Annotated in this window: 21 protein-coding genes; 7 read left to right on the top strand and 14 right to left on the bottom strand. The window is 70.9% G+C overall.

Translation table 11 applies throughout. From position 1 onward, the window contains the following. Position 1: 1 nt before the first annotated feature. Complete coding sequence (rho, locus tag MYMAC_RS27365; protein ID WP_193364434.1) at positions 2-1,627, bottom strand: transcription termination factor Rho; 1,626 nt, start codon at positions 1,625-1,627, stop codon at positions 2-4. Positions 1,628-2,159: 532 nt separating this feature from the next. Between rho and ligA the strand changes: the two genes are divergently transcribed. The 6 genes from ligA (at position 2,160) to MYMAC_RS27395 (ending at position 10,535) form a co-directional block, all read left to right on the top strand. Further along, complete coding sequence (gene ligA / locus MYMAC_RS27370) at positions 2,160-4,178, top strand: NAD-dependent DNA ligase LigA (RefSeq protein WP_095960213.1); 2,019 nt, start codon at positions 2,160-2,162, stop codon at positions 4,176-4,178. Between the two features lie 3 nt (positions 4,179-4,181). Further along, positions 4,182-4,481, top strand: coding sequence for an acylphosphatase (locus tag MYMAC_RS27375; RefSeq protein ID WP_082207294.1), 300 nt, complete (start codon positions 4,182-4,184; stop codon positions 4,479-4,481). Continuing rightward, positions 4,478-4,921 carry a DUF3052 family protein gene (locus MYMAC_RS27380; RefSeq protein ID WP_095960214.1) on the top strand — a complete coding sequence of 148 codons (444 nt, stop codon included), beginning with the start codon at positions 4,478-4,480 and terminating at the stop codon, positions 4,919-4,921. The genes MYMAC_RS27375 and MYMAC_RS27380 overlap by 4 nt, the downstream gene beginning before the upstream one ends. Before the next feature lie 551 nt (positions 4,922-5,472). Then, positions 5,473-8,313, top strand: a complete 2,841-nt coding sequence (locus MYMAC_RS27385; RefSeq protein ID WP_095960215.1) for an Rne/Rng family ribonuclease — start codon at positions 5,473-5,475, stop codon at positions 8,311-8,313. Positions 8,314-8,670: 357 nt separating this feature from the next. Beyond that, on the top strand, positions 8,671-10,056 hold the full coding sequence (locus MYMAC_RS27390) for a YhjD/YihY/BrkB family envelope integrity protein (RefSeq protein WP_239989047.1): 1,386 nt from the start codon (positions 8,671-8,673) through the stop codon (positions 10,054-10,056). A gap of 125 nt (positions 10,057-10,181) precedes the next feature. Beyond that, positions 10,182-10,535: an HU family DNA-binding protein gene (locus MYMAC_RS27395; protein ID WP_013942089.1), complete on the top strand. Its 354-nt coding sequence runs from the start codon at positions 10,182-10,184 to the stop codon at positions 10,533-10,535. A 9-nt stretch (positions 10,536-10,544) separates the two neighbouring features. On the opposite strand, the gene MYMAC_RS27400 is transcribed toward MYMAC_RS27395, so the two are convergent. The 11 genes from MYMAC_RS27400 to MYMAC_RS27450 form a co-directional block, all read right to left on the bottom strand. Beyond that, positions 10,545-12,611 (bottom strand): flagellar biosynthesis protein FlhA, encoded by a 2,067-nt coding sequence (locus MYMAC_RS27400; RefSeq protein WP_095960216.1) that lies wholly within the window; start codon positions 12,609-12,611, stop codon positions 10,545-10,547. Then, positions 12,596-13,657: an EscU/YscU/HrcU family type III secretion system export apparatus switch protein gene (locus tag MYMAC_RS27405; RefSeq protein WP_095960217.1), complete on the bottom strand. Its 1,062-nt coding sequence runs from the start codon at positions 13,655-13,657 to the stop codon at positions 12,596-12,598. Before MYMAC_RS27405 ends, MYMAC_RS27400 begins: the two co-directional genes overlap by 16 nt. Next, positions 13,654-14,448, bottom strand: a complete 795-nt coding sequence (locus MYMAC_RS27410) for an EscT/YscT/HrcT family type III secretion system export apparatus protein (RefSeq protein WP_095960218.1) — start codon at positions 14,446-14,448, stop codon at positions 13,654-13,656. The genes MYMAC_RS27405 and MYMAC_RS27410 overlap by 4 nt, the downstream gene beginning before the upstream one ends. Next, a complete protein-coding gene (locus MYMAC_RS27415) occupies positions 14,445-14,714 on the bottom strand; it encodes a flagellar biosynthetic protein FliQ (RefSeq protein WP_013942093.1) in 270 nt (89 codons plus the stop codon). Before MYMAC_RS27415 ends, MYMAC_RS27410 begins: the two co-directional genes overlap by 4 nt. A 4-nt stretch (positions 14,715-14,718) precedes the next feature. After that, positions 14,719-15,450: a type III secretion system export apparatus subunit SctR gene (gene sctR, locus MYMAC_RS27420; protein WP_013942094.1), complete on the bottom strand. Its 732-nt coding sequence runs from the start codon at positions 15,448-15,450 to the stop codon at positions 14,719-14,721. Next, the gene (locus tag MYMAC_RS27425) at positions 15,447-15,869 is read right to left on the bottom strand and encodes a flagellar biosynthetic protein FliO (RefSeq protein ID WP_204816978.1); all 423 of its coding nucleotides are present in this window, start codon (positions 15,867-15,869) and stop codon (positions 15,447-15,449) included. The genes sctR and MYMAC_RS27425 overlap by 4 nt, the downstream gene beginning before the upstream one ends. 8 nt (positions 15,870-15,877) lie before the next feature. Next, positions 15,878-17,023, bottom strand: coding sequence for a type III secretion system cytoplasmic ring protein SctQ (gene sctQ / locus MYMAC_RS27430; protein WP_239989048.1), 1,146 nt, complete (start codon positions 17,021-17,023; stop codon positions 15,878-15,880). 147 nt (positions 17,024-17,170) lie between these two features. Beyond that, complete coding sequence (locus MYMAC_RS27435) at positions 17,171-17,647, bottom strand: hypothetical protein (RefSeq protein WP_239989049.1); 477 nt, start codon at positions 17,645-17,647, stop codon at positions 17,171-17,173. Positions 17,648-17,669: 22 nt separating this feature from the next. After that, positions 17,670-18,473, bottom strand: a complete 804-nt coding sequence (locus MYMAC_RS27440; protein ID WP_095960222.1) for a flagellar M-ring protein FliF — start codon at positions 18,471-18,473, stop codon at positions 17,670-17,672. A gap of 10 nt (positions 18,474-18,483) precedes the next feature. Continuing rightward, on the bottom strand, positions 18,484-18,969 hold the full coding sequence (locus MYMAC_RS27445; RefSeq protein WP_095960223.1) for an ATP-dependent helicase HrpB: 486 nt from the start codon (positions 18,967-18,969) through the stop codon (positions 18,484-18,486). Between the two features lie 15 nt (positions 18,970-18,984). Further along, positions 18,985-19,452: a hypothetical protein gene (locus MYMAC_RS27450; protein ID WP_013942100.1), complete on the bottom strand. Its 468-nt coding sequence runs from the start codon at positions 19,450-19,452 to the stop codon at positions 18,985-18,987. A gap of 225 nt (positions 19,453-19,677) precedes the next feature. Between MYMAC_RS27450 and MYMAC_RS27455 the strand changes: the two genes are divergently transcribed. Further along, positions 19,678-20,004: a PilZ domain-containing protein gene (locus MYMAC_RS27455; protein WP_013942101.1), complete on the top strand. Its 327-nt coding sequence runs from the start codon at positions 19,678-19,680 to the stop codon at positions 20,002-20,004. Between the two features lie 12 nt (positions 20,005-20,016). Here the strand turns inward: MYMAC_RS27455 and MYMAC_RS27460 are convergent, their stop codons facing one another. Together MYMAC_RS27460 and MYMAC_RS27465 are read right to left on the bottom strand one after the other, a co-directional pair. Then, positions 20,017-20,424, bottom strand: coding sequence for a response regulator (locus tag MYMAC_RS27460; protein WP_013942102.1), 408 nt, complete (start codon positions 20,422-20,424; stop codon positions 20,017-20,019). A 277-nt stretch (positions 20,425-20,701) separates the two neighbouring features. Beyond that, positions 20,702-21,070 (bottom strand): hypothetical protein, encoded by a 369-nt coding sequence (locus tag MYMAC_RS27465; RefSeq protein ID WP_013942103.1) that lies wholly within the window; start codon positions 21,068-21,070, stop codon positions 20,702-20,704. Between the last annotated feature and the right edge of the window lie 97 nt (positions 21,071-21,167).

The raw sequence follows: 21,167 nt of genomic DNA on the forward strand, positions 1-21,167 counted from the left end.
TCTACCGGTTCATCGAGCCGAGGAAGTCCGCATTCGACGCGGTGGGCCGCATGTGTTTGAGCACGAACTCCATCGCGTCAATCGGGGTGAACGGGTGGAGCACCTGCCGCAGGGCGGTGATGCGCACCAGGTCGCCCGGGCCCAGCAGCAGCTCTTCCTTGCGCGTGCCGGACTTGTTGATGTCCAGCGTCGGGAAGATGCGCTTCTCCATCAGCTTCCGGTCCAGGACGATTTCGGAGTTACCCGTGCCCTTGAACTCCTCGAAGATGACCTCGTCCATGCGGCTGCCGGTGTCGATGAGCGCGGTGCCGATGATGGTCAGCGAGCCGCCCTCCTCGATGTTGCGCGCGGCGCCGAAGAAGCGCTTGGGCTTGTGGAGCGCGTTGGCGTCCACGCCGCCGGACAGAATCTTGCCGGACGCGGGCACCACCGTGTTGTAGGCGCGCGCCAGACGGGTGATGGAGTCCAGCAGGATGCAGACGTCGTACTTCTGTTCGACCAGGCGCTTGGCCTTGTCGATGACCATCTCCGCCACCTGCACGTGGCGCGTGGCGGGCTCGTCGAAGGTGGAGGACACCACCTCGCCGCGCACGTTGCGCTCCATGTCCGTCACCTCTTCCGGGCGCTCATCCACGAGCAGCACGATGAGGTAGACGTCCGGGTGGTTGCGGCTGATGGCGTGCGCGATGTTCTGCAGCAGCACCGTCTTGCCGGCCTTCGGCGGCGCCACGATGAGGCAGCGCTGGCCCAGGCCGATGGGGCAGAACATGTCGATGATGCGCGTGGTCATCTCCGACGACTCGTGCTCCAGCTTGAGCTTGCGCGTCGGATAGAGCGGCGTGAGGTTGTCGAACAGGATGCGCTCGCGCGCCGCGTCCGACATCGGGTCCGCGAAGTTGACCTTGTCCACCTTCTGGAGCGCGAAGAAGCGCTCGCCCTCGCGGGGCTGGCGGATGGGGCCCGTCACCGTGTCGCCGGGGCGCAGGTTGAAGCGGCGCACCTGCGACGGGGACACGTAGATGTCGTCCGGGCTGGGCTGGTAGTCGCTGTCCGCGCTGCGCAGGAAGCCGAAGCCGTCGCTGAGCAGCTCCATCACGCCTTCCGCGTGGACCTCGAAGCGCTTGTCGGCGATGCCGCCCAGCAGCGCGAAGATGAGGTCCTGCTTCTTCAGGCCCTGGTACCCCTCGATGCCCACGTCGTGGGCCATCTTCGAGAGGTCGGTGATCTTCATCCGCTTCAGGTCATTGAGCTTGATGACCTGCATGGGCTCGCCGTCGCGGGTGACCTCCGTGATGGCGGGGGCCTCGGGGGGCTCCGGCGCGGGCGGCAGGGCGGCGGCCGGCTCCTCGGCCTCGCCGGAGATGCGGGCCTCCTGGAGGTCGTCGTCCCGCACCGGGCGGGAGATGGGGGTGAGCACCGGACGGGGCGGCTCGGCGGGGGCCTCCTCGGCCTCGGCACCGGACTCGTCGTCCCGGCGGGCGGCGCTCCGGCGGGTGCGGGTGGGCTTCTCGGCCTCGTCCCGCTCCACCGTCTTCGCCGCGCGCTTGCGGCGGGGCTTCTCCGCGTCCGCCTCGACGGCGACGTCGGTGTCGGCAGTCTTCTCTCTCGAAGTACGGGCTTTACGCATGTCTGTAACGCTTGGGGAGGAATGAAGCGCCCGAGGACTCGGACGGGTGGTTTGGCGGGGGGAGACGTCCGCGCGGCCCTCGGAAGCACCTTCCAGGAGGACGGCCCCGCCGGAATCCCAGGAAGGGACTGCGCGGGCGTGAGCCTTGTGGTTGGGAGAAGAGTCGGCGCCGTCGGATACGCCTGCGCCATGAAACCGCGAGGGACGTTATTGACCCCCTCCTGGCCTGTCAAGGCATCTTGAGGCTCGCGGTCGCGTCGCTTCCAGGTGAGCAACACGCCCGCGGGTGTCCTCCATTTCCAGCCGCCCCTGCGGGCCTCCCGGCCCCCGTGCCAGGGCCCGCAGGACCCGCCGGGTCGGCGCGCGCGCATCGCCACCGCCAGCGACACCACCCCGCCCTCCAGGCCCACTTCCCCAGGGAGCGGGGTTCACCCGGTGGCGGCGACCGGACCTTGTCAGTCGGGAACCGTAGAGTGGCCGTCTTCCGAGGCACGCGCCGCCGCGCCGTGTTTTGGAGTAAGGACCGCGAACCGTGGACGACTTCCAGAATGCCGCAGCCCGAGCCCGTGAGCTCCACCGTGAGCTGGCGCACCACAACTACCGTTACTACGTCCTCGACTCGCCCGAGGTCAGCGACGCGCAATACGACAAGCTGATGCGCGAGCTGCAGGACCTGGAGTCGCGACATCCGAGCCTCCAGACGCCGGACTCGCCCACCCAGCGCGTGGGCGGCGCGGCGGCCGAGGCGTTCGGCGAGGTGGTGCACCGGGCGCCCATGCTCTCGCTGGCCAACCTCTTCGAGGACCAGGGCCTCATCGAGTTCGACGAGCGCATCCGCAAGCTGCTGGGCCTGCCCGCCATCTCCTACGTCTGCGAGCCCAAGCTGGACGGACTCGCCATCGCGTTGCGCTACGAAAAGGGCGCCTTCGTCCAGGGCGCCACCCGGGGTGACGGCACCACCGGCGAGGACGTCACCGCCAACCTGCGCACCATCCGCAGCCTGCCCATGTCGCTGTTCCCCCAGGACGGCGTGAAGGTGCCGGAGGTGCTGGAGGTGCGCGGCGAGGTCTTCATCCGCAAGAAGGACTTCCAGAAGCTCAACGAGAAGCGCGAGGAGGAAGGCGAGCCGCTCTTCGCCAACCCGCGCAACGCCGCCGCCGGCAGCCTGCGCCAGCTGGACCCGCGCATGACGGCCGCCCGTCCCCTCTCCGTGTTCCTCTACGAATGCGTCCCCGGGGAGGGGGTCCCCGCCTTCAAGACGCACATCGAGAAGCTGGAGTACTTGAAGACGCTGGGCCTGCCCATCAACCAGTACCGCCGCGCCGAGGGCCTGGAGGGCGTGCGCGAGGCGTATGACGCCTCCCTGAAGGGCCGCCACGAGCTGCCCTTCGAGGTGGACGGCATGGTGGTGAAGGTGGATGACGAGGACCAGCGCAAGCGCCTGGGCCAGGTCTCCAAGAGCCCGCGCTGGGCGGTGGCCTACAAGTTCCCGCCGGAGGAGGAGTCCACAGAGGTGTTGGACATCGGCATCCAGGTGGGCCGCACGGGCGCGTTGACGCCGGTGGCGCACCTGAAGCCGGTGAAGGTGGGCGGCGTCACGGTGGCGCGCGCCACGCTGCACAACGAGGACGAGCTGCGGCGCAAGGACGTACGCAAGGGCGACACCGTCTTCGTGCGGCGCGCCGGCGACGTGATTCCGGAAATCGTCTCCGTGGTGCTGTCCAGGCGCCCGGCGGACTCCGCCCCCTTCGAGTTCCCCAGGCACTGCCCGGTGTGCCATGCGGTGGCCACCAAGGACGAGGACGGGGCCATCATCCGCTGCACGGGCGCCTCGTGCCCCGCGCAGCTCGTGGAGAAGATCCGCCACTTCGCCAGCCGCCTGGCCATGGACATCGAGGGCCTGGGGGACAAGCTGGCCACGCAGCTCGTGGCCACCGGCAGCGTGAAGACCTTCGCGGACCTCTACGCGCTCACCCGGGAGAAGCTGCTGACGCTGGAGCGCATGGGCGACAAGAGCGCGGACAACCTGGTCGCGGCGCTGGAGCGCTCCAAGCAGACCACGCAGCGGCGCTTCCTCTACGCCCTGGGCATCCGCCACGTGGGTGACGCCACCGCCAAGGCGCTGGCGGAGGCCTTCCCCCAGGCGGAGAAGCTCTTTGGAGCCAGCCTGGAGGACATCTCCCGGGTGAAGGACGTGGGCCCCATCATGGCCCAGGTCATCCACACCTTCTTCCAGGAGCCGCAGAACCAGGAGGCCATCCGCGCGCTGCTGGCGGCAGGCGTCCAGCCCGCGGCGCCCCAGGTCGCCACCGGGGGCCCCTTCGTGGGCAAGTCGGTGGTGCTCACCGGCGCGATGACGGGTATGACGCGGGAGCAGGCCAAGGAAGAGGTCGAGCGCCGGGGCGGCAAGGTCGCCGGAAGTGTCTCACGCAAGACCGATTTCGTGGTGGCGGGCGAGGATGCGGGCAGCAAGCTGAAGAAGGCCCAGGAACTCGGGGTAAGAATCCTGGACGAGCAGGCGTTCCTGCAGATGCTGCAGACGAACGCATAGAGGATGGGGCGGTCCATGAGTGGCACGCGGCGAGCCTCGCTGCGCATCGAAGGCAAGGTGCAGGGCGTCTTCTTCCGGGAGAGCGCCCGCGTTGAGGCCACACGCCTGGGTCTGACAGGCTGGGTGCGCAACCGGCCGGACGGGGCCGTGGAGGCCGTCGTGGAAGGGGAGCCCGCCGTGCTCGAGGAGTTCATCCGCTGGTGTCACCGCGGTCCGCCGCAGGCCCGGGTTTCGGGCGTTCAGCGCGCGGATGGCGAGGCCACCGGCGAGTTCCGTCAATTCACCGTGGAGCGCACGTCATGACGCCCTACGCGCTGGCCTCCCTCCCCGCCATGCTGGGCATCCGGGCCGGGTCCAAGGTCTCCGTCATCAACCCACCCCGGGGCTTCGTGCAGAAGCTCAACCCGCTGCCGGATGGGGTGGAGTTCCTCATCACCGCGGTGACGGGGCTGGATGTCATCCTCTTCTTCACCGAGGACCCACAGGAGCTGGTGCAGCGCCTGCCGGCCCTGGCCCGCGCCATGGCCCTGACGGGCGGCATCTGGGTGTGCTGGCCCGGGGGCGGAGGCGTCCGCAAGGGCCTCTCCGAGGACTTCGTGCGCCACGCGGCCCTGGACATCGGTCTGGTGGACAACAAAATCTGCACCATTGACGCCACCTGGACAGGCCTGCGGCTGGTGCGGCGGCCTCGAGGGCGACTGGACAAGCCAGGAGAGCGCAAGCAAGCCCCCGCCCAGGCTTGATGCCCTGCCGGGTAGCTGCCCGGCATCTGCCTGACAGTGAATGGAAGCCGTTTCTCGGCTTTACACACCGGGGGGGCCGTGAAAAACTCCTCGTGTTTCTGGACGGTTGTGTGACGCCCCGCGTTGTCGGGGGTCGACGTCCGGTAGGGATTTTGACGGGTTGCGTTCCCGGCGCCTCCGGGCGCGCCAGCCGCACCGAGGCTCCAGTCGCCCCCCCAAGGTGGCCCACGATGGGCATCGACCGGGTGTGGATAGAAGAGCGGGCGGCACGCGCGTCGTGGGGAAGCTCGAACGCGGTGTGAAGACAAGGCCTCGCCCGGCACGGTGCCGGTCGCAATGCGGGGCGCCAATGAACTCGGAGGAGCAGGCGGTGGTCCCCTCGGTCCTCGACAGCGCGCCCCCAGCCGCACCCGGCATTTCCGGGGCGGTGGCGCGCGCTGACGACCCGCCGGAGGCCGCCTCTCCCTTCGCAGCGCGCTCGGAGGCGCGGCGTCTCGCCGCCGCCCGTCCGGTGAGGTCCGCCCTACCGCGCGCGCCAGCAGGATTCATCCATGAGCAGCATCCTGGTCATCAACGCCGCGGGTCGCGAGACGCGCGTCGCGCTCGTCGAGGGCGGACACATCGCGGAGTTCTACCTCGAGCGTAAGAAGGACAAGGGCGTCGTCGGGAACATCTACAAGGGCCGGGTCGTCCGGGTGCTCCCCGGCATGCAGGCCGCCTTCGTGGACATTGGCCTGGAGAAGGCCGCGTTCCTCTATGTCAGTGACGTTGTCTACGACCCTGACTTCGCGCGCGCGCAGTTCGAGCTGACCGAAGGCGAGCACGAGGATGCGCCGGACGTCCCGGACGAGTCCGAGGCCGAGGCCGCCGAGTTCGCCGCCCGCAGCGCGCCCCCCCGTCACCCGGAGCCCGAGGACGCCCACTTCGAGCCCGTCGCGGCGCCCACCGCGTCCCTGCCCCGCGACACCGCCCTGGAGCTGGCCGCCAACGCGCCGCCGGTGACGCCGCCGGGCGCGGAGACGCCGGTGGCGCCCGCGGAGGAAGCGCCGGCCGCCGCGCCGGAAACGGCGGTCGCCGCGCCGGAGACGGCGGCCGCAGCCGAGGCCGCCGCGCAGCCCGTCACGCCCGAGCAGATTGTGGCGGTCGCGCCGTCCACCACGGCTTCCGTCGAGGCGGCGCCGGCTCCCGTCGCAGGCGAGGCCGTGGCCGCGCCCTCCGAGCCCCAGGTGACGGAGCCGGCTGCCGTGGCGCCCGCCGCTCAGCCGGAGTCGCCCGAGGCGGCGCTGGCCGTCGCCGCGGCGTCCGAGCCCGCGGCCGTCGCCGCGGAGGCCCCGCCCGAGGCGGCCCCTGGCGACGTGGCGGAGCTGCCCGTCGAGCCGCCGCCGCCCTCGGCCGCGGCGCTGGGCGACATCATCCCCCCGCCCGCCCCGGAGTCCGCGCAGGCGGCGAAGCCTTCCGAGGTCTCCGGCGAGCGCCGCACGCCGCGCGAGGCCCGCGAGGCGCGTGAGCCCCGCGGCCGGGACAAGGAGCGCGAGAAGGACAAGGGCCGCCGGCCGCAGCAGGAGGAGAAGCGCCGGGGCGACAAGCGCGACGAGGAGAAGGCCAAGCCGCGCCGCACCGACAAGATTGAAGACCTGCTGAAGGTGGGCCAGGAAGTCGTCGTCCAGATTTCAAAGGACCCCATCGGCACCAAGGGCGCGCGGCTCACCTCGCACATCTCCATCCCCGGGCGTCACCTGGTGTTCATGCCCACCGTGGACCACGTGGGCATCAGCCGCCGCATCTCCAACGAGAAGGAGCGCCGGCGCCTGCGTGAAATCGTGGACCGCCTGCGCCCGCCCGGGACGGGCTTCATCGTCCGCACCGTCGCGGAGAACGTGCCGCAGGAGAAGCTCGAGAGCGACATCCGGTTCCTCATCGAGGTGTGGAACCAGGTGGTGCGCAAGAACGAGAAGCGCGGCGGCCCCGGCCTGCTGCACCCGGACCTGGACCTCATCCTTCGCGCCACGCGCGACCTCTTCGCGCACGACGTGGAGAAGCTCGTCGTCGACGACCGCGAGGAGTACGAGCGCATCCTCGGCTTCGTCACCGCGCAGGACCCGGCGCTGCGGGACAGGGTGGCGCTGCACGAGGGCGACGACACCGTCTTCGACGCGTACGGCATCGAGCAGGAGCTGCAGCGCGCCACCCAGCGCAAGGTGTGGCTGAAGAGCGGCGGCTACCTCATCATCGACCAGGCCGAGGCGCTCACCGCCATCGACGTCAACTCGGGCCGCTACGTCGGCAAGAAGAGCCTCGAGGAGACCATCACCAAGATCAACGTCGAGGCGGCCAAGGAGATTGTCTACCAGCTCCGGCTGCGCAACATCGGCGGCATCATCATCTGCGACTTCATCGACATGGAGAAGGCGCAGAACCGCGACAAGGTCTTCAAGGCGCTGCAGGAGGCGCTGGGCCGCGACAAGGCCAAGACGAACGTGCTGCGCATCTCCGAGCTGGGCCTGGTGGAGATGACGCGCAAGCGCGTGCGCGAGTCCATTGGCCGCATGCTCCACGAGGACTGCCCGTACTGCGACGGCAACGGCTTCGTGAAGACGGCCACCACCGTGGCCTACGAAATCTTCCGGGAGATTCGCCGCGAGGCGCCGGGCTACAAGGACTCCACGCTGGTCATCAACTGCAACGCGGAGGTGGCGCGCCTGCTCCAGGGCGAGGAGCGCAACGAGCTGCGTCACCTGATGGACCGGTACAACAAGTCCATCCAGGTCAAGGCGCAGCAGAACTACCACCGCGAGCAGTACGACATCTACGGACGCTCGGCCACGGGCCCGGAGCACAAGGTGGCCTCGTCGCCCGGCTCGGGTGACGGTGAGCTGGCCATGCAGCAGCGCAAGCCGGACAGCAATGGCGGAGGCTACGGCCGCCAGGAGCAGGGCCGGCGCGGCGGCGGTGGCGGCGGCGGCGGCAGGGACCGGGGCGGTGAGCGAGGTGAACGCTCCGAGCGGGGTGAGCGCGGCGGAGGCCGCCGCGAGGGCCGAGGAGGCGACCGCCCCCGGGGTGAGCGTGGCGGTGAGCGCGGCGAACGGGGTGAACGCTCCGAGCGTGGCGGTGAGCGCGGCGAACGGGGTGAACGCTCTGAGCGTGGCGGTGAGCGCTCCGAGCGCGGCGAACGGGGTGAACGCTCCGAGCGCGGTGAGCGCTCCGAGCGCGGCGAACGGGGTGAACGCTCCGAGCGCGGCGAACGGCACGAGCGCGGTGACCGTCGGGGCGAGCGCGGTGAGCGCGGCGGCTCGCAGGGCCCGTCCGGCGGAGGTGAGAGCGCCGGTGGCTCGACGCCGCCCCCGCCTCCATCCTCGGGGGGCGGGTCGGAGCCTTCCGGCGGCACGACCTGAGTCGTCCTTCCGCCGAGGCAGCAGCCGGCGCCCTGCCCTGCCCGTGGTTTCACGGAAGGGGGCTGGGAGCCGGCGACGCGTCCTGGCGGAAGTCGCCGGCCGGTGCGCGCGGCGTCGCGCAGCGTGTCGGCTTGTGTACGCTGGCCAGCCACCTCGAACCGGGGTGGGCTGGCCCTGGCCGCCGCGGATTGGCTAGCGTGAGCGTCCATGCCCCGGGGCGTTTCTCGCCGCGCGGGCCGGCCATGTCACACGGATGATGTCCTCACGCTCCGCGCACGTATCGCCCCCGACGGGGGCACGCCCCCTCCGCCTCCGTCAGGCACGCGCCTGCCACGGCTGGGTTCCCTGAGGGATGCCGTGACGCTGACGCCCCTCCCGTGGCTCCGGAGACTCCACGAGCGGCTGGCCGCCCAGGCCGCCGGGCTCTGGGCCCCCGTGCAGCACACGCCCGTGGGACAGTTCGCGACGGACACCTTCCTGGCCGCGAAGACAGTGGCCGAGGGCTTCCGGGGCGAGAATCTCCGGCTGCGGGCCGCGGCACTGACGTACGTCAGCATGTTCTCCCTGGTGCCCCTGCTGACGGTGGCCCTGGTGCTGCTGACCGCGTTCCACCAGGAGGAGTTCAAGGAGAAGCTGCGCTTCGTCGTCAGCGAGGTGCTCAACCCGGGCGTGCGCGGGAAGTCCTCCCAGTTCCTCGACCGGTTCCTGAACCCCACCAACACCGTCGCCATCGGCAGCGTGGGCTTCCTGGCGGTGCTGCTGTCCGCGGGCTCGTTGCTGCGACAGTTGGATGGCGCGGTCAACGAACTGTGGGGCATCCGGCGTCAGCGCCCCTGGCGCATCCGCCTCCTCATCTATTCGGGCCTCCTGCTGGTGGGCCCCTTCTTCCTCGCGGTGTCGTTCTCCGGCACGGGCAAGGTCCGCGTCTTCCTGCAGAGCCACGCCCCGTACGCCACCGCGTTCATCCTGCTGGGCACCACGCTCATCACCGTGGCGAGCCTCACGCTGCTCTACTACTGGACCCCCTACGCCCATGTCCGCGTCCGCTCCGCGCTCGCCGGAGGGCTGGTGGCCGGCCTGGGCTGGACCATTGCCAAGCAGGCGTACGCCTCCTTCGCGGAGCGGAGCTTCCAGTACAACCCCATCTACGGCTCGCTCGGCGCCCTGCCCTTGTTCCTGGCCTGGGTGTACGTGAGCTGGCTGCTGGTGCTCTTTGGCGCGCGGCTCTCCTATGCCGTGGAGCACGCCGCCTTCCGGCATTCCCTCTTCGCCTTTGGGAGCCACCCGCGAGCGCACGAGCTGTCCGCGGCCCGCGTCGCCCAGGAGACGACGTTGGCCTGGGTGGATGGTCTCCAGGCCCCCACGCCCCGCGAGCTGGCGACCCGACTGCGCGTCCCCGAGTCGCTCGTCCACGAAGTCGTGGACCGCATGGTGGCCGCCGAGTTGCTGGAGCGCCTGCGCAAGGGGGGCCTGCGCCCCGCGAAGGACCCGGCGACCCTCACGCTGGCGGACACCACCCTCGCTGTACACGGGGTGATGATCACCGGCGGCGCGGAGAGCTGGAACGGCCCCCGAGCGCCCGGCTTCGAACAGTTGGAGCCGCTCTTCCAGGCCGCTGACCGCGCCGGGGTCGACCTGCTACGTCGCACCCGATGGCTGGACCTGGTGGTGCCGCTCCGCCCGGGACTGGCCGAGCCCGCTCCCGCGCCCCCTCCCAAGGTGGCCATGGGGGGAAATCCGTAGAGGTTCTGGGCAGTTGGAAGCTCACCCTGCTTGCACGAAGGATGCGTTCTGTTATGTTTTCAGGATTCGACCACGGGCCAGAGCGCCCTGTTTCCAAGGGGTCACCGGGTTTGCGGGAGCGTCCGATGCTCAAGTCCGATCTGATCAACATCCTCGTCGCCAAGAGGGGCGTGACGCAGAAGCAGGCTGAGGCCACCATCGAGACGATTTTCGAGTCGATGAAGGATGCCCTCTGCCGCGGGGAGAACATCGAGATCCGCGGGCTCGGTGCCTTTCACGTGAAGAACTACCAGGGCTACCAGGGCCGCAACCCGAAGACGGGCCAGGTCATCCCGGTGAAGCCCAAGCGCGGCCTGCTCTTCCGCACGGGCAAGGAGCTGAGGGACCGGGTCAACCGTCCGGCGCCCCAGCAGGCCCAGACGGACCTGCCCTCGCTTCCCGAAAGCAAGGGGCCAGGCAACACGGGCACCGGGCTCTGAGCCCCCGCGTCAGCGCCCCACCGCCACCGGTGACAGCCGGCCGATGGGGCGAATCTGCAGGGCCCCATCCAGCTCGCCATAGGTGAGCACCGCCACGTCCGGGAACGCGCCCTCGCACAGCCTGCGCAGGGGCCTCCGGACGTCTGGAGCCGTCAGCAGCACGGCCCGTCCTTCGGTGGCCACCTGCCGCACGCCTTCGAGGATTTCGGCCACCCGCTCCGGGTCGGGCGCCAAGCCCCGCGGTCCCATGCCGCGCAGCACCTCCTCCACCTCCGGGTCCACGAGGTACGCGTACAGCGGCCCGGTGGGGGCGAACTTGTGGCTGAGGTACCGGCGCAGCGCCTGCCGGCAGCGCTCCGCGAGCGCGACGGCATCGCCCTCCGTCGTCGGCGACACCAGCGCCTCCAGGATGGCGCGCAAATCCCGGATGCTGACGCCCTCCTGCAGCAGCTTGCGCAGCACGTCCGTGAGCAGCGGCAGCGGCACCTTCTGCAGCGCCTCCTTCACCAGCACCGGCGCCTGCGCCTCCAACCCCTCCAGCAGCCCCTGGACGTCCTGCAGCCCCAGCAAATCCGCGGCTCGGCCCCGCAGGATGGCGCGCACGTGGTCCGCGAGCAGCTCCCCCGGACGCCGCAGCGGCACCTGCGCCGTCTCCAGCAAGGCCCGCCCGGACTCGGGGATGCGGCTGATGACCTTCCCGCTCGCGGGCTCCGTCGCGGCCTCCGCGCTCACCTGGAGGAACGCGAGTTCGTCCGGGGGGGCCAGCGCATAGAGCGCGCCGGGAATCACCTGCCCTCCCCCCGCGGGGACCTCGTCCACCAGGACGCGATACTCGCCGGAGGACAGGTAGGCGGCGTGCGTGCGCACCCGGAGGCCAGGCACCCGCACCCCCAACTCGAAGAACAACTCGTCCCGCACGCCATTCAACGTCTTGTGGACGAAAGCAGCCCCCTCCGCTTCCGCCAGCACCGTCAAATCCGGCGCCAGGTCCAGCGTGAGCGGAGCGACCCCCACCGGTGACGAGGCGCTCTCCGGCGGGGCGCCAGCCGCGCCAGGCGCCGCGCCTTCCACGGGCGCAGTCCCCGCCTCCTCGACCTTCGTGACGGCATGCCGGCTCAACACCTGGCCAAGCCCGCCCAGGCCTCCCGCCAGCAGCAGGAATGTCAGGTGCGGCATCCCCGGCATGAGGGCCAGCGCGACGCACAGGCCCGCCACCACCCAGAGCGTCCGCGCCTCTCCGAAGAACTGGGTACCAATCTCCGTCCCCAGCGAGTCCTCCTCCTTCTCCGAGGCGACCCGGGTGACGACGAGGCCCGCGGCCACCGCGATGCACAGCGACGGCACCTGGGACACCAGGCCATCACCAATGGCGATGAGCGCGAACGTCGACGCGGCCTCGCCCAGGGGCATGCCGCCCTGGAGCACACCGATGAGGGTGCCTCCCAGCAGGTTCACCGCGACGATGACGAGGCCCGCAATCACGTCCCCCTTCACGAACTTCATCGCGCCGTCCATGGCGCCGAACATCTGCGACTCGCGCTCCAAATCCCTCCGCCGGCGCCGGGCCTGGGTCTGGTCGATGGCACCCGCGCGCAGGTCCGCGTCGATGGACATCTGCTTGCCGGGCATCGCGTCCAAGGTGAAGCGCGCGGACACCTCCGCCACGCGCTCCGCCCCCTTGGTGACGACCAGCAACTGCACCAGGGTGAGGATGGCGAAGACCACCGCGCCCACCACGTAGTCCCCCCGGACGACGAACTCACCGAAGGCCTGGATGACGTCCCCCGCGTGGCCATCCGCGAGCGCCAGCCGCGTGGAGGACACGTTGAGCGACAGCCGGAACAGCGTGGTGAACAGCAACAGCGTGGGGAACGACGTCACCTTCAAGGCGTCCCGGGCACGCAACGCGGCCACCAGCAGGGCCACCGACGCCGCCAGATTGACGGCGAGCCCCGCGTCCAGGAGCCACGCGGGCAAGGGGATGATGAGCGCGCCCAGGACGGCGGCCATGGCGACCGCGAGCACCACGTCCGAGGAGCTCCGGGCCTTCAGCAATACCTTCATGAGGGGGGGCATGACGTCTGTCTCCGTGGATGGCCGTCCAGCTCCCGCGCGTCCATCGCCGTGCGCAGGACGACCGCGGCCGCCTGGTACAGCTCCTCCGGGATGGGCTCGCCCACGTCGTAGTGGATGAGGCTGCGCGCCAGCGGGATGTCCCGCACCACCGGAATGTCCAGCCGGCGTGCCTGCTCCCGCATGGCGAGCGCGTCTGTCTCCCGGGCCTTGGCCACGAGGTAGGGCGCGTCACATTCGTCCGCGTCGTAGCGGAGCGCGACCGCGATGTGCGTGGGATTGACGACCACGGCTGTCGCCTTTTGCACCCCGCGTGCCGCGCCCCCCTGCGCCAACTGACGGTGCAGCGCCTTGCGCTGTCCCTTGTGCTGGGGGTCGCCCTCGCTCTCCTTGTACTCCCGCTTCAGCTCCTCGCGGGTCATCATCAAGTCCTTGAGGTGGCGCCGCCAGGCCAGCGCGTAGTCCCCCAACCCCAGCACCACAATCAGCCAGACCAGTCGGGTCGCCAGCCCGGAGACATGCGCGACCACCCGGCTGAAGGCCTCCGCGCCTCCCAGCCATGCGGTTCGCATCGCATCCGGCGCGGCCTCGCGCGCATCGCGCAGGACGAGCGCGCCCACCACGCCGACAATCAACATCAGCTTCGCCAGCTCAAACCACGGGCTCCAACTGAAGAGCCGCTGCAAGCCCGCCTTGATGCTGATGCGCTCCAGCCTCGGCGTCACATGCTGGAGCTCGGCCTCGAGCCCCACGGTGACCACCGAGGCGAGCAACGCCGCGGCGAACGCGCCCCCGAGGACCGGCCCGCAGAGTCGCGCGCCAATCCACACGCCCTCCTGCCATGCGCCCGCGTCCTGCTGTCCAAGGAAGAGCCGCTCCGTCCACGCATGGAGCCGCGCCATGCCCGTCGGCGCGGTCGAGGTGAGGCCAATCAGGCCCCCCGCCATCACCGCGCCGCCGTTCAGCACCCGGCTGCGGGGAATCTGCCCCTTGCGCCGCGCCTCCCGAAGGCGCTTCGCGCTGGGCTTCTCCGTCTTCTCGCCGCTCACCGCGCCACCTCCCCCAGCAGCGACAGCGCGCCCTCCACGGACAAGACACCCGCCAGCAGCCGCTCACACAGCACGCCCGTTCCGAGCCACAACACGGCGCCACCGCCCAGAATCTTCAGCGGCGCCCCCACCTCTTGCAGATTCACCTGGGGCGCCGCGCGCGAGGCCAGTCCCAGGAAGCAGTCCACGAGCAGCACCGCCGCCGCGATGGGCGCCCCCACCGCCAGCCCCGTCGCCATGGCGGCGCCCGCCAGCAGTGCGAGGTGCAACGTGGCCGCCTCGGTCGGGACGAAGGCTCCCAGCTTCACCACGCCAAAGCCACGCAACACGCTGGAGATGACGAGCGGCCACAGGCCACCGGAGACCACCAACGCAATCATCAGATGGTAGAGCCCCTCCCCCGCGGCGGCCTCGCGGCTCCCCGCATGGGGCAGGCTCGCCTCGGCGGAGGTGCCTCGAAGCAGGTCGATGAAGCGGCCGCCCATTCGCGCGGCATCGAACGGGAGCGCCGCGACGAGCCCCACGGACGTGCCGTACAGCAGCTCGCGGACCACCAACCCGCCCAGGGCCACCGTGGACGTGACGGGCGCGTCCAGGGCCACCCCCGCCTCGACGCGGAGGAACAGCGACAGGGAGAGCACCAGCGCCAGGCGCACCATCGTCGGCGTGGCCTGCCCTCCCAACAGAGGGCACAGGAGCGTGATGGGCAGCAGCCGGGCGGCACACAAGGCCACCACGACGATGTCGGGCCCCAGTGAATCCAGCCAGGCGCGAAGCGGCTCCAGGTTCATGCCGCGACCTCGGAGATGAGCAGCAGGAGCTGGTGCGTGAAGCGCGTGAGCTGCCCGGCAATCCAGGGGCCCGCCAGGACCAACGCCAGGACGGCGGCGCACAGCTTGGGCACCACCGAAAGCGTGGACTCCTGAAGCTGCGTGGTGGCCTGGAACAGGCTCGACAAGAACCCCACCACCAGGCTCGCGCCAATCGGCGGCAGCGACGCCATCACCATCAGCAGCAAGGCCTCGCGCCCCAGGGTGAGAAAGACATCCTGGGTCATGGCGTCACCGGTAACCGAGGATGAGGCCCCGCGCGAGCAGCGACCAGCCATCCACGGCGACGAAGAGGAGAATCTTGAAGGGCAGGCTCACCTGGCTGGGTGACAGCGTCTGCATGCCCAGCGCGAGCAACACGTTGGCAATCACCATGTCCAGCACGAGGAACGGGAGGAAGACGAGGAAGCCAATCTGGAAGGCCTCCTTCAGCTCGGTGATGACGAAGGCCGGGATGACGACGAAGAGGTCCGTCTCCCGCACCGACTCCAGCTCCTCCACCGGCCGCAGCTCACGCGCCAGGTCCACGAAGCGCGCGCGCTCCTCGGGGCTCCCGTGTTTGACAAGGAAGGCCCGCAGCGGCTCCGACACGCGGGACGCGGCGGAGAGCATCTCCGCGCCGGAGCCCGACGCCACCTGCGTGTAGGCCACCTGCCCCGCTTCGTACATGCGCTCCATCACCGGCGCCATGATGTGGCCGGTGAGCACCGCCGCCAGCCCCGTCAACACGATGGTGGGCGGCGCCTGCTGCGTGCCCATGGCCGAGCGGGCCAGCGACAGCACGACGGCGATTTTCGAGAAGCTCGTCAGCATCAACACCGCGAACGGCAGCAGCGACATCACCGCGAGCATGCCCATCATCGACAACGGGCTGCCTGCGTACGACATCCGAGCCAGCGAGCTCTCCGCCGCGGCGGCCACGGCCGGAACCAACACGAGCACGCCCACGAAGCCGCGGCTCATGACCGCACCCGCCTGCCTCGGAGGACGCGTGGCCTGGGCATGGGCCGGCGCGCCTGCGCCAGGACATGGCCGAACTCCGGAGCCGGCGCGGGCGTCTCGCGAATCTCCGCGAACGCGTCACCAAAGGCCACCAGGTAGCTGTGCCCGTCCACCTCCACGAGCGCCACGCCGCACCGCTGGGACAGCCCCGCCCGCGACACGACGTTCAGCCGGGGCGCATCGGGTGCGCCCGTGACGGCGCCGCCGCGCCGGTGCAGCCACCAGCCCAGCACGGCCAGCGCCACGCCTCCCAGCAGCCACCGCGCGGCCACGGTGGAGGACACTCCCGCCACAGGCCCCAGGACGGTCAACGCGAGCACCAACGCCCCCGCCAGCAACAAGCGTGAGCGCGGCGAAGGAACGAAGCGCTGTGCATTCATGAGCGGACTCACGGCAGCAGCGCCAGGACGCGGGCACCGACCTCGCCCTCGATTTCCACCAGCTCGGCGCGGGCCACCGCGCGGTCTCCCACGCGCAACACCACCGGCTCACTGGCGTTGATGTGCAGGGGCAACAGCGCGCCCGGCTTGAGCGCCGCGAGCTCCGACAAGGGAATCATCACCCGCGTCAGCTCAATCTCCACGTCCACGGGCAGCGGAGGCATCCCGTCCTCCGGCTTGTTCACGGCCACCATGTCCGACTCCTGGGGAATCGCGCGCCGCTGCGCGCGGGTCAGAGAAAAGCCCTCGGCGAGGAAGTCCCCCGAGAGCGCGAATCCACGCGTCACCAGCCGCCCGGGCCCGAGGAGCTGGCCGGCCTGCTTGCGCACGCCCTCGAAGACGACGACGTCCCCCACCACCAGCGCGTCCACCGCGTTCACGGGAAGCGGCGTCTGCCCCACGAGGCAGCGGGTCTCCAGCGATGCGGCCAGCACCTCCGCCGCGATGTCCGGCGCCCGCTCCACGGGGAGCGGCTGGAAAATCGTCTGGACGGCCTGCGCCGGCAGCAGCAGCCTGGCGCCCGCCCGCGCCTCGCCCACGGAGAGCAGCAGCTCGATACCCAGCAACGGCTGGCGAGGCTCCAGGCGTGACACCACGTCCGCCTTGCACATCGTCACGCCCGCGAGCCGGGGCCCCAGCCACGAAGAGGCCCCGCCCGAGTCCCGCGCCGCGGACAGCGCGACGAGCAGGACATACGCCAACGTCGCTTCTTCCAGCCGCGCCAGCTCCGTGACGACGCCGGGGCGCTGCCCCGCCCCCGCGATGCGCTCCAGCCCCATGAAGGCGAGCGCGGGCTCCAGCTCCAGCACCGCCGTGCCACCCACCGCGGACAACTCCAGCAGCGCGAAGACGGCGGGCTCGCACAACCCCTCCCCAGGCGAAACGACGGCGTCCAGGAGGCGGGCCTCCGCCCGCACCGGGCAGCCCAGCTCCCGCGTCAGCGCCTCCGCCACCGCCAGCAACGCCTGCCGCCCGAGCCCCGCGGCCTGGGGACGCTCCGCGAGCACGAGGTGCGCGCGGGCCAACCGGCGCGTCCCCAACCGGCGCAGGGGACGGACCTTCCGGTGGGGCACATGTTCGATACGGGTGTTCATCCATTGCTCCGGTGCTGCATCGGGACGCACCCCACCCGTGCAGGGCCCCCGCCAGGGGCCAGGCTCGTGGAGTCGCGGGGTTGGGTGGGCGCGGCATCCGCTCGCGGGACGCCGGGTACGAGGGCCGGGACGGCGCCCCTCACGGGCTCAGCGCGTGGCCTCACGGATGAGGCGCTCGGCCAGCGCGCCGAGCGCGGGCGGAGCCTCCGCGCGCGGTGGCACCGGCTTCTCTTCGGGAAACAGGGTCCGGTGGTACGGGGGAAGACGTCGGAAGAGCTCCTGGCGAAGCAAGGGGGGCGCCTCGCTCATGAGGCGCCTCAGCCGCGCGGCGGCATCGGGCCGCTCGCCGAACTCCACTGAGACCTTGGCCTGACGTTGCGCGGAGGGCAGCGCGGCCAGGCGCTGGAGGTGCGCTCGCGCGTCCCCCGCCGCCGCTTCGCCCAGGCCTCCCAGCAGCGCCCCCGCCCGCTCCCGCCCCAGCACCCACGCGACGAGCGCGAGGCGCTCCAGTGGAAGTGGCAGGGGGCCCACGAGGCGCGGCACCTCCTCGGTCGGCGCGGCGGCCCGGACAGAGCCGGAGCTGCGGACCGGACGGGGCTTGCGCCCCACGCGTGTCGCGTCCATGCGTTCGCTCTCCATGGGGCGCTCAAGCCACCTTGCGCGCCGGCCCCTGCGACAACACGGGCCGGGCAGGGCCAGGCGGCACGGCCGGAGCCACCGGCCGGTCGCGGTAGTGCCGCATCCGGAGCGTCACCCACACCAGCGCCACCGACAGCCCCGTCACCATGAGGCCCAACAGCGCCAGCAAGGCACGCAGCCGGGTCAGCGGCGAGACGCCGCCGCCCGACGGAGGTTCCACCCGGGAGGAGACCTCGTCCACGAGCAGCGACACGGCCTCCGGCGTCAGCCCCTCCACGCCTCCCGCGAGGAGGACCTTCAACGTCTCGGAGGACTGCCGCACCCGGGCGGCGCTGCCCGGCGCCACCCGGAGCATGGCGGACGCCTTCGACGGCCCCGGCGCCTGCCCCAGCCTCGGCGGCGCGGGCACCACCAGGTGGACGCGCGCGAGCAGCACCCCTTCCACCGACTGGAGCGTCTTCTCCAGGCTCCGCTCCATCACCCGCACCCGGCAGACGCTCTCCTCCACCGGCGTGCGCACCAGCCCGCCACCGCCGAAGACGTCACAGCCCACTTCCTCCTGGGGCCTCGGCAGTCCGAGCTCCGCCAGGATGCGCACCGCGTCCGAGGCGTGCTCATCCGCCACCTCGATGGACCAGGTGGGCTTCTTGCCTCCCTCGGGGACCTTGCGCGCGTCGAGCCCTCGCTCGACGAGCACCGATTGAAGCTCGTTGGCCTGCCGCTCCTCCAGGCCATGCTGGATGCGCTCCCGGCACGCCGTGACACTCAAGAGCAGAAGGAGAAGGAAACAGCGACGGGGGGGAAATCGCATCGGGTGCTCCTCAAACCTGGGTCTGGAGGACCTGCTTCACGCCGCCAGTCGCCTTCTCGACGACCTTGCCGGCGAGGTCGAGCTCCTGGCTCGCCCGGTAGACATGGGCCTGCAACGCGAGCAGCTCCGCGGGTGTGAAGCTGCGGCCGGACTGCGCCAGGTGGAGGATGTGGTCCAGCCGCTTCTGCGCCTGCCCCACCCGGTCCAGCACCTGCGCCGCCTGCTGCGCGCGCGCCGCCTGCACCGAGTCCACACGGGCGCCCGGCTTCACGTCCGCGCGGCCCGGCGCCGCGGGCCCCACGCCCTCCGCCCGGGAGACACCGCGCGGCGCCGACGTGGGCGCGGACTTCGGCGGCCCCTCGGTGGCCACCGGAACCCCGGCCCCCTTCGCCGGCCCCTTCACGTCCTCCAATACCTTGCCGAAGCGCTCCCGGCTGGGCTCCACCGCGGGCGCCGCGCCCGCGCCCCCCACCGGCCCCAACGTGTCCATGGCCATGGCTGCTGTCGCTCCTCAGCGGATGTTGTTGATGGCCGCCTTCGCGGAGTCGTGGCGGACCTTCATGATGTTGGAGACCGCGTTGTGCTCGCGGCTCTCCTTCTGCATCTCGTTCTGGAGCTGCAGGTAGGCCATGTTGAACTTCTGGCCCTCCGCGGTGAGCACCTTCTGCGCCTCCAGCAAATCCCAGGCGTCCTGGTTGCCCGCCGCGGCCCCCGCGCCCGCCGCCCCTCCTGTCTCCGCCGAGGCGGGAATCCCCGCCGGGGACGCCTTGGTCGCCACCGCCGACACCACCGTCTTCGCGCTGGAGACGGCCGCGCTGAAGATGGGGCCCGCCGGAATCATGCCGCCCACCAGGCCCGCGCCCGAGCGCACCACCTCGTGCGCCGCGCGCGCCAGCACCGCGCCGAATTCGTTCTGCGGCGTCTGCCGCGGAACCGTCTGGGTGATGGTGAGGGTGGGAATCCGACTGTCATTGGACACGGGCAGCCTCCTGCGGAGAGTTGCCCGGCCCCAGTTCAGCCGGCGTGCCAGGGATAAACCCCAGCAATTCCAGGCGTCAGGCCGGGATGGAAGGCCTGGAGGCGCTCCGCCAGCCGGGAGGAGCGTCCGGCGGACGGGACGGCGCCTCCGGCTGGAAACTTGCGTCCGCTCCAGACTGCCTCAGAGTTGTCGCACCCTGTCGTACGGAGAAGAGGAGAAACCCCGGTGAGGACGACCGATGGCGGCCCCCAGATTGCCGAGCGCTATCACCCGCGCATCGACGCCAACCTCCCCGTGAAGGTCCTCCTCAAGGGGCGCTCGGTGATGGTCCGCGCCCGGGACGTCTCCATGGCGGGCCTGTTCCTGATGGCCCACCCGTCCGACACCGCGCGCGAGCTCACCATCGCGGTGCCGCTGCCCGGGGACCGGGAAATCCTCACCACCTGCCAGATTCGCCGCCGCGAGGTGGACGGCGTGGCGCTGGAGTTCGGCGAGCTGGACTGGGACGACCTCATCGCCCTGGCGCGCTACCTCCACCCGCGCCTGCCCTGAAGCCCGCCCGCCTCAGGGCTGCTCCGGCTTCGGCCCCGCTTCGCGCAGCCGCTCCACCAGCGCCATCAGCTCGGCGCCCCGGAAGGGCTTGTGGATGTAGCCATCCGCCCCCGCCTGCGTCGCGCTCTCCATGTCGGAGCGCTTCGCCTTCGCCGTGAGCATGTAGAGAGGCACCTCGGCGGTGGCCGGGTCGCTCTTGAGGATGCGGCACACGGAGATGCCGTCGAGCTGCGGCAGCACCACGTCCATCAGGATGAGCTGGAACGGGTGGCTCCTGGCCAGCTTCAGGCCCTCCAGCCCCGTGGCCGCGCACACCACCTCGACGGTGCCGTCGCTCAACATGGAGCGCACCAGCTCCCGGATGACCGGCTCATCCTCGACGAGCAGGATGTGGAAGGGTGCCTGGGAATCGCCAGCCATGGTTCTCCGGACGCGACACGAAGCCACTGCGGAACTGTTCGCGGGCCTTGCCGCACCCCCGCTGCCAATGCCACCCGCCGCGCGCGGTATAGCCCTCCGGGGCAGGGCCGCACCAGGGAGGATGCAACGGATTGTGCAATGTCACCCGTCTCCCGCTTACGTAAGTCAGGCACGCGCCGGATGCCTTCCTTTCCGCCAATGGCTGCCGCCCCGCGCCCTCCCGCCTCCTGATTAGCCAGGGTGGACAAGGACCCGCCCTCCAATCCCGCAGGCCGGCTCACGGCCAGCCGCCCTCCAACAAGCGCTCCGCCTCTTCGAGCGAGAAGGCCAGGTACGCCTCGTGGCCCACGTTCCGGCTGCTGCGCTGGAACCGCACCGCCGCCACGACGGAGCGCCCCACCACACGCACCACCCGGCGGAAGCCGCGCACCCGGGCCGCTTCGACGACGCGCTCAATCTGCCCGGAGCCCGACTCCGGCAGCTCCGTCACGCCCGTCAAGTCGGACAGGATGTCGAAGCCTGGCCGGAGCCGCTCGAGCTCGCGCAGCGAGGCATCGCCAATCTGGAGCGCCTCCTCCTCCGTGACGACACCCCAGAGGCGGATGACCAGCCGGTTCTTGCCGACGAGTGCCTCGACCGAAAACACAGGGCCACGACCTCCTGGCAATACCCACCATCCCTCCGGAAGACTCTACGCTCCGGATGACAGACATTTCCAGTCTTCCGCGACCCTATCCCGCTGC

This window comes from Corallococcus macrosporus DSM 14697, assembly GCF_002305895.1.
Classification (GTDB): Bacteria; Myxococcota; Myxococcia; order Myxococcales; family Myxococcaceae; genus Myxococcus; species Myxococcus macrosporus.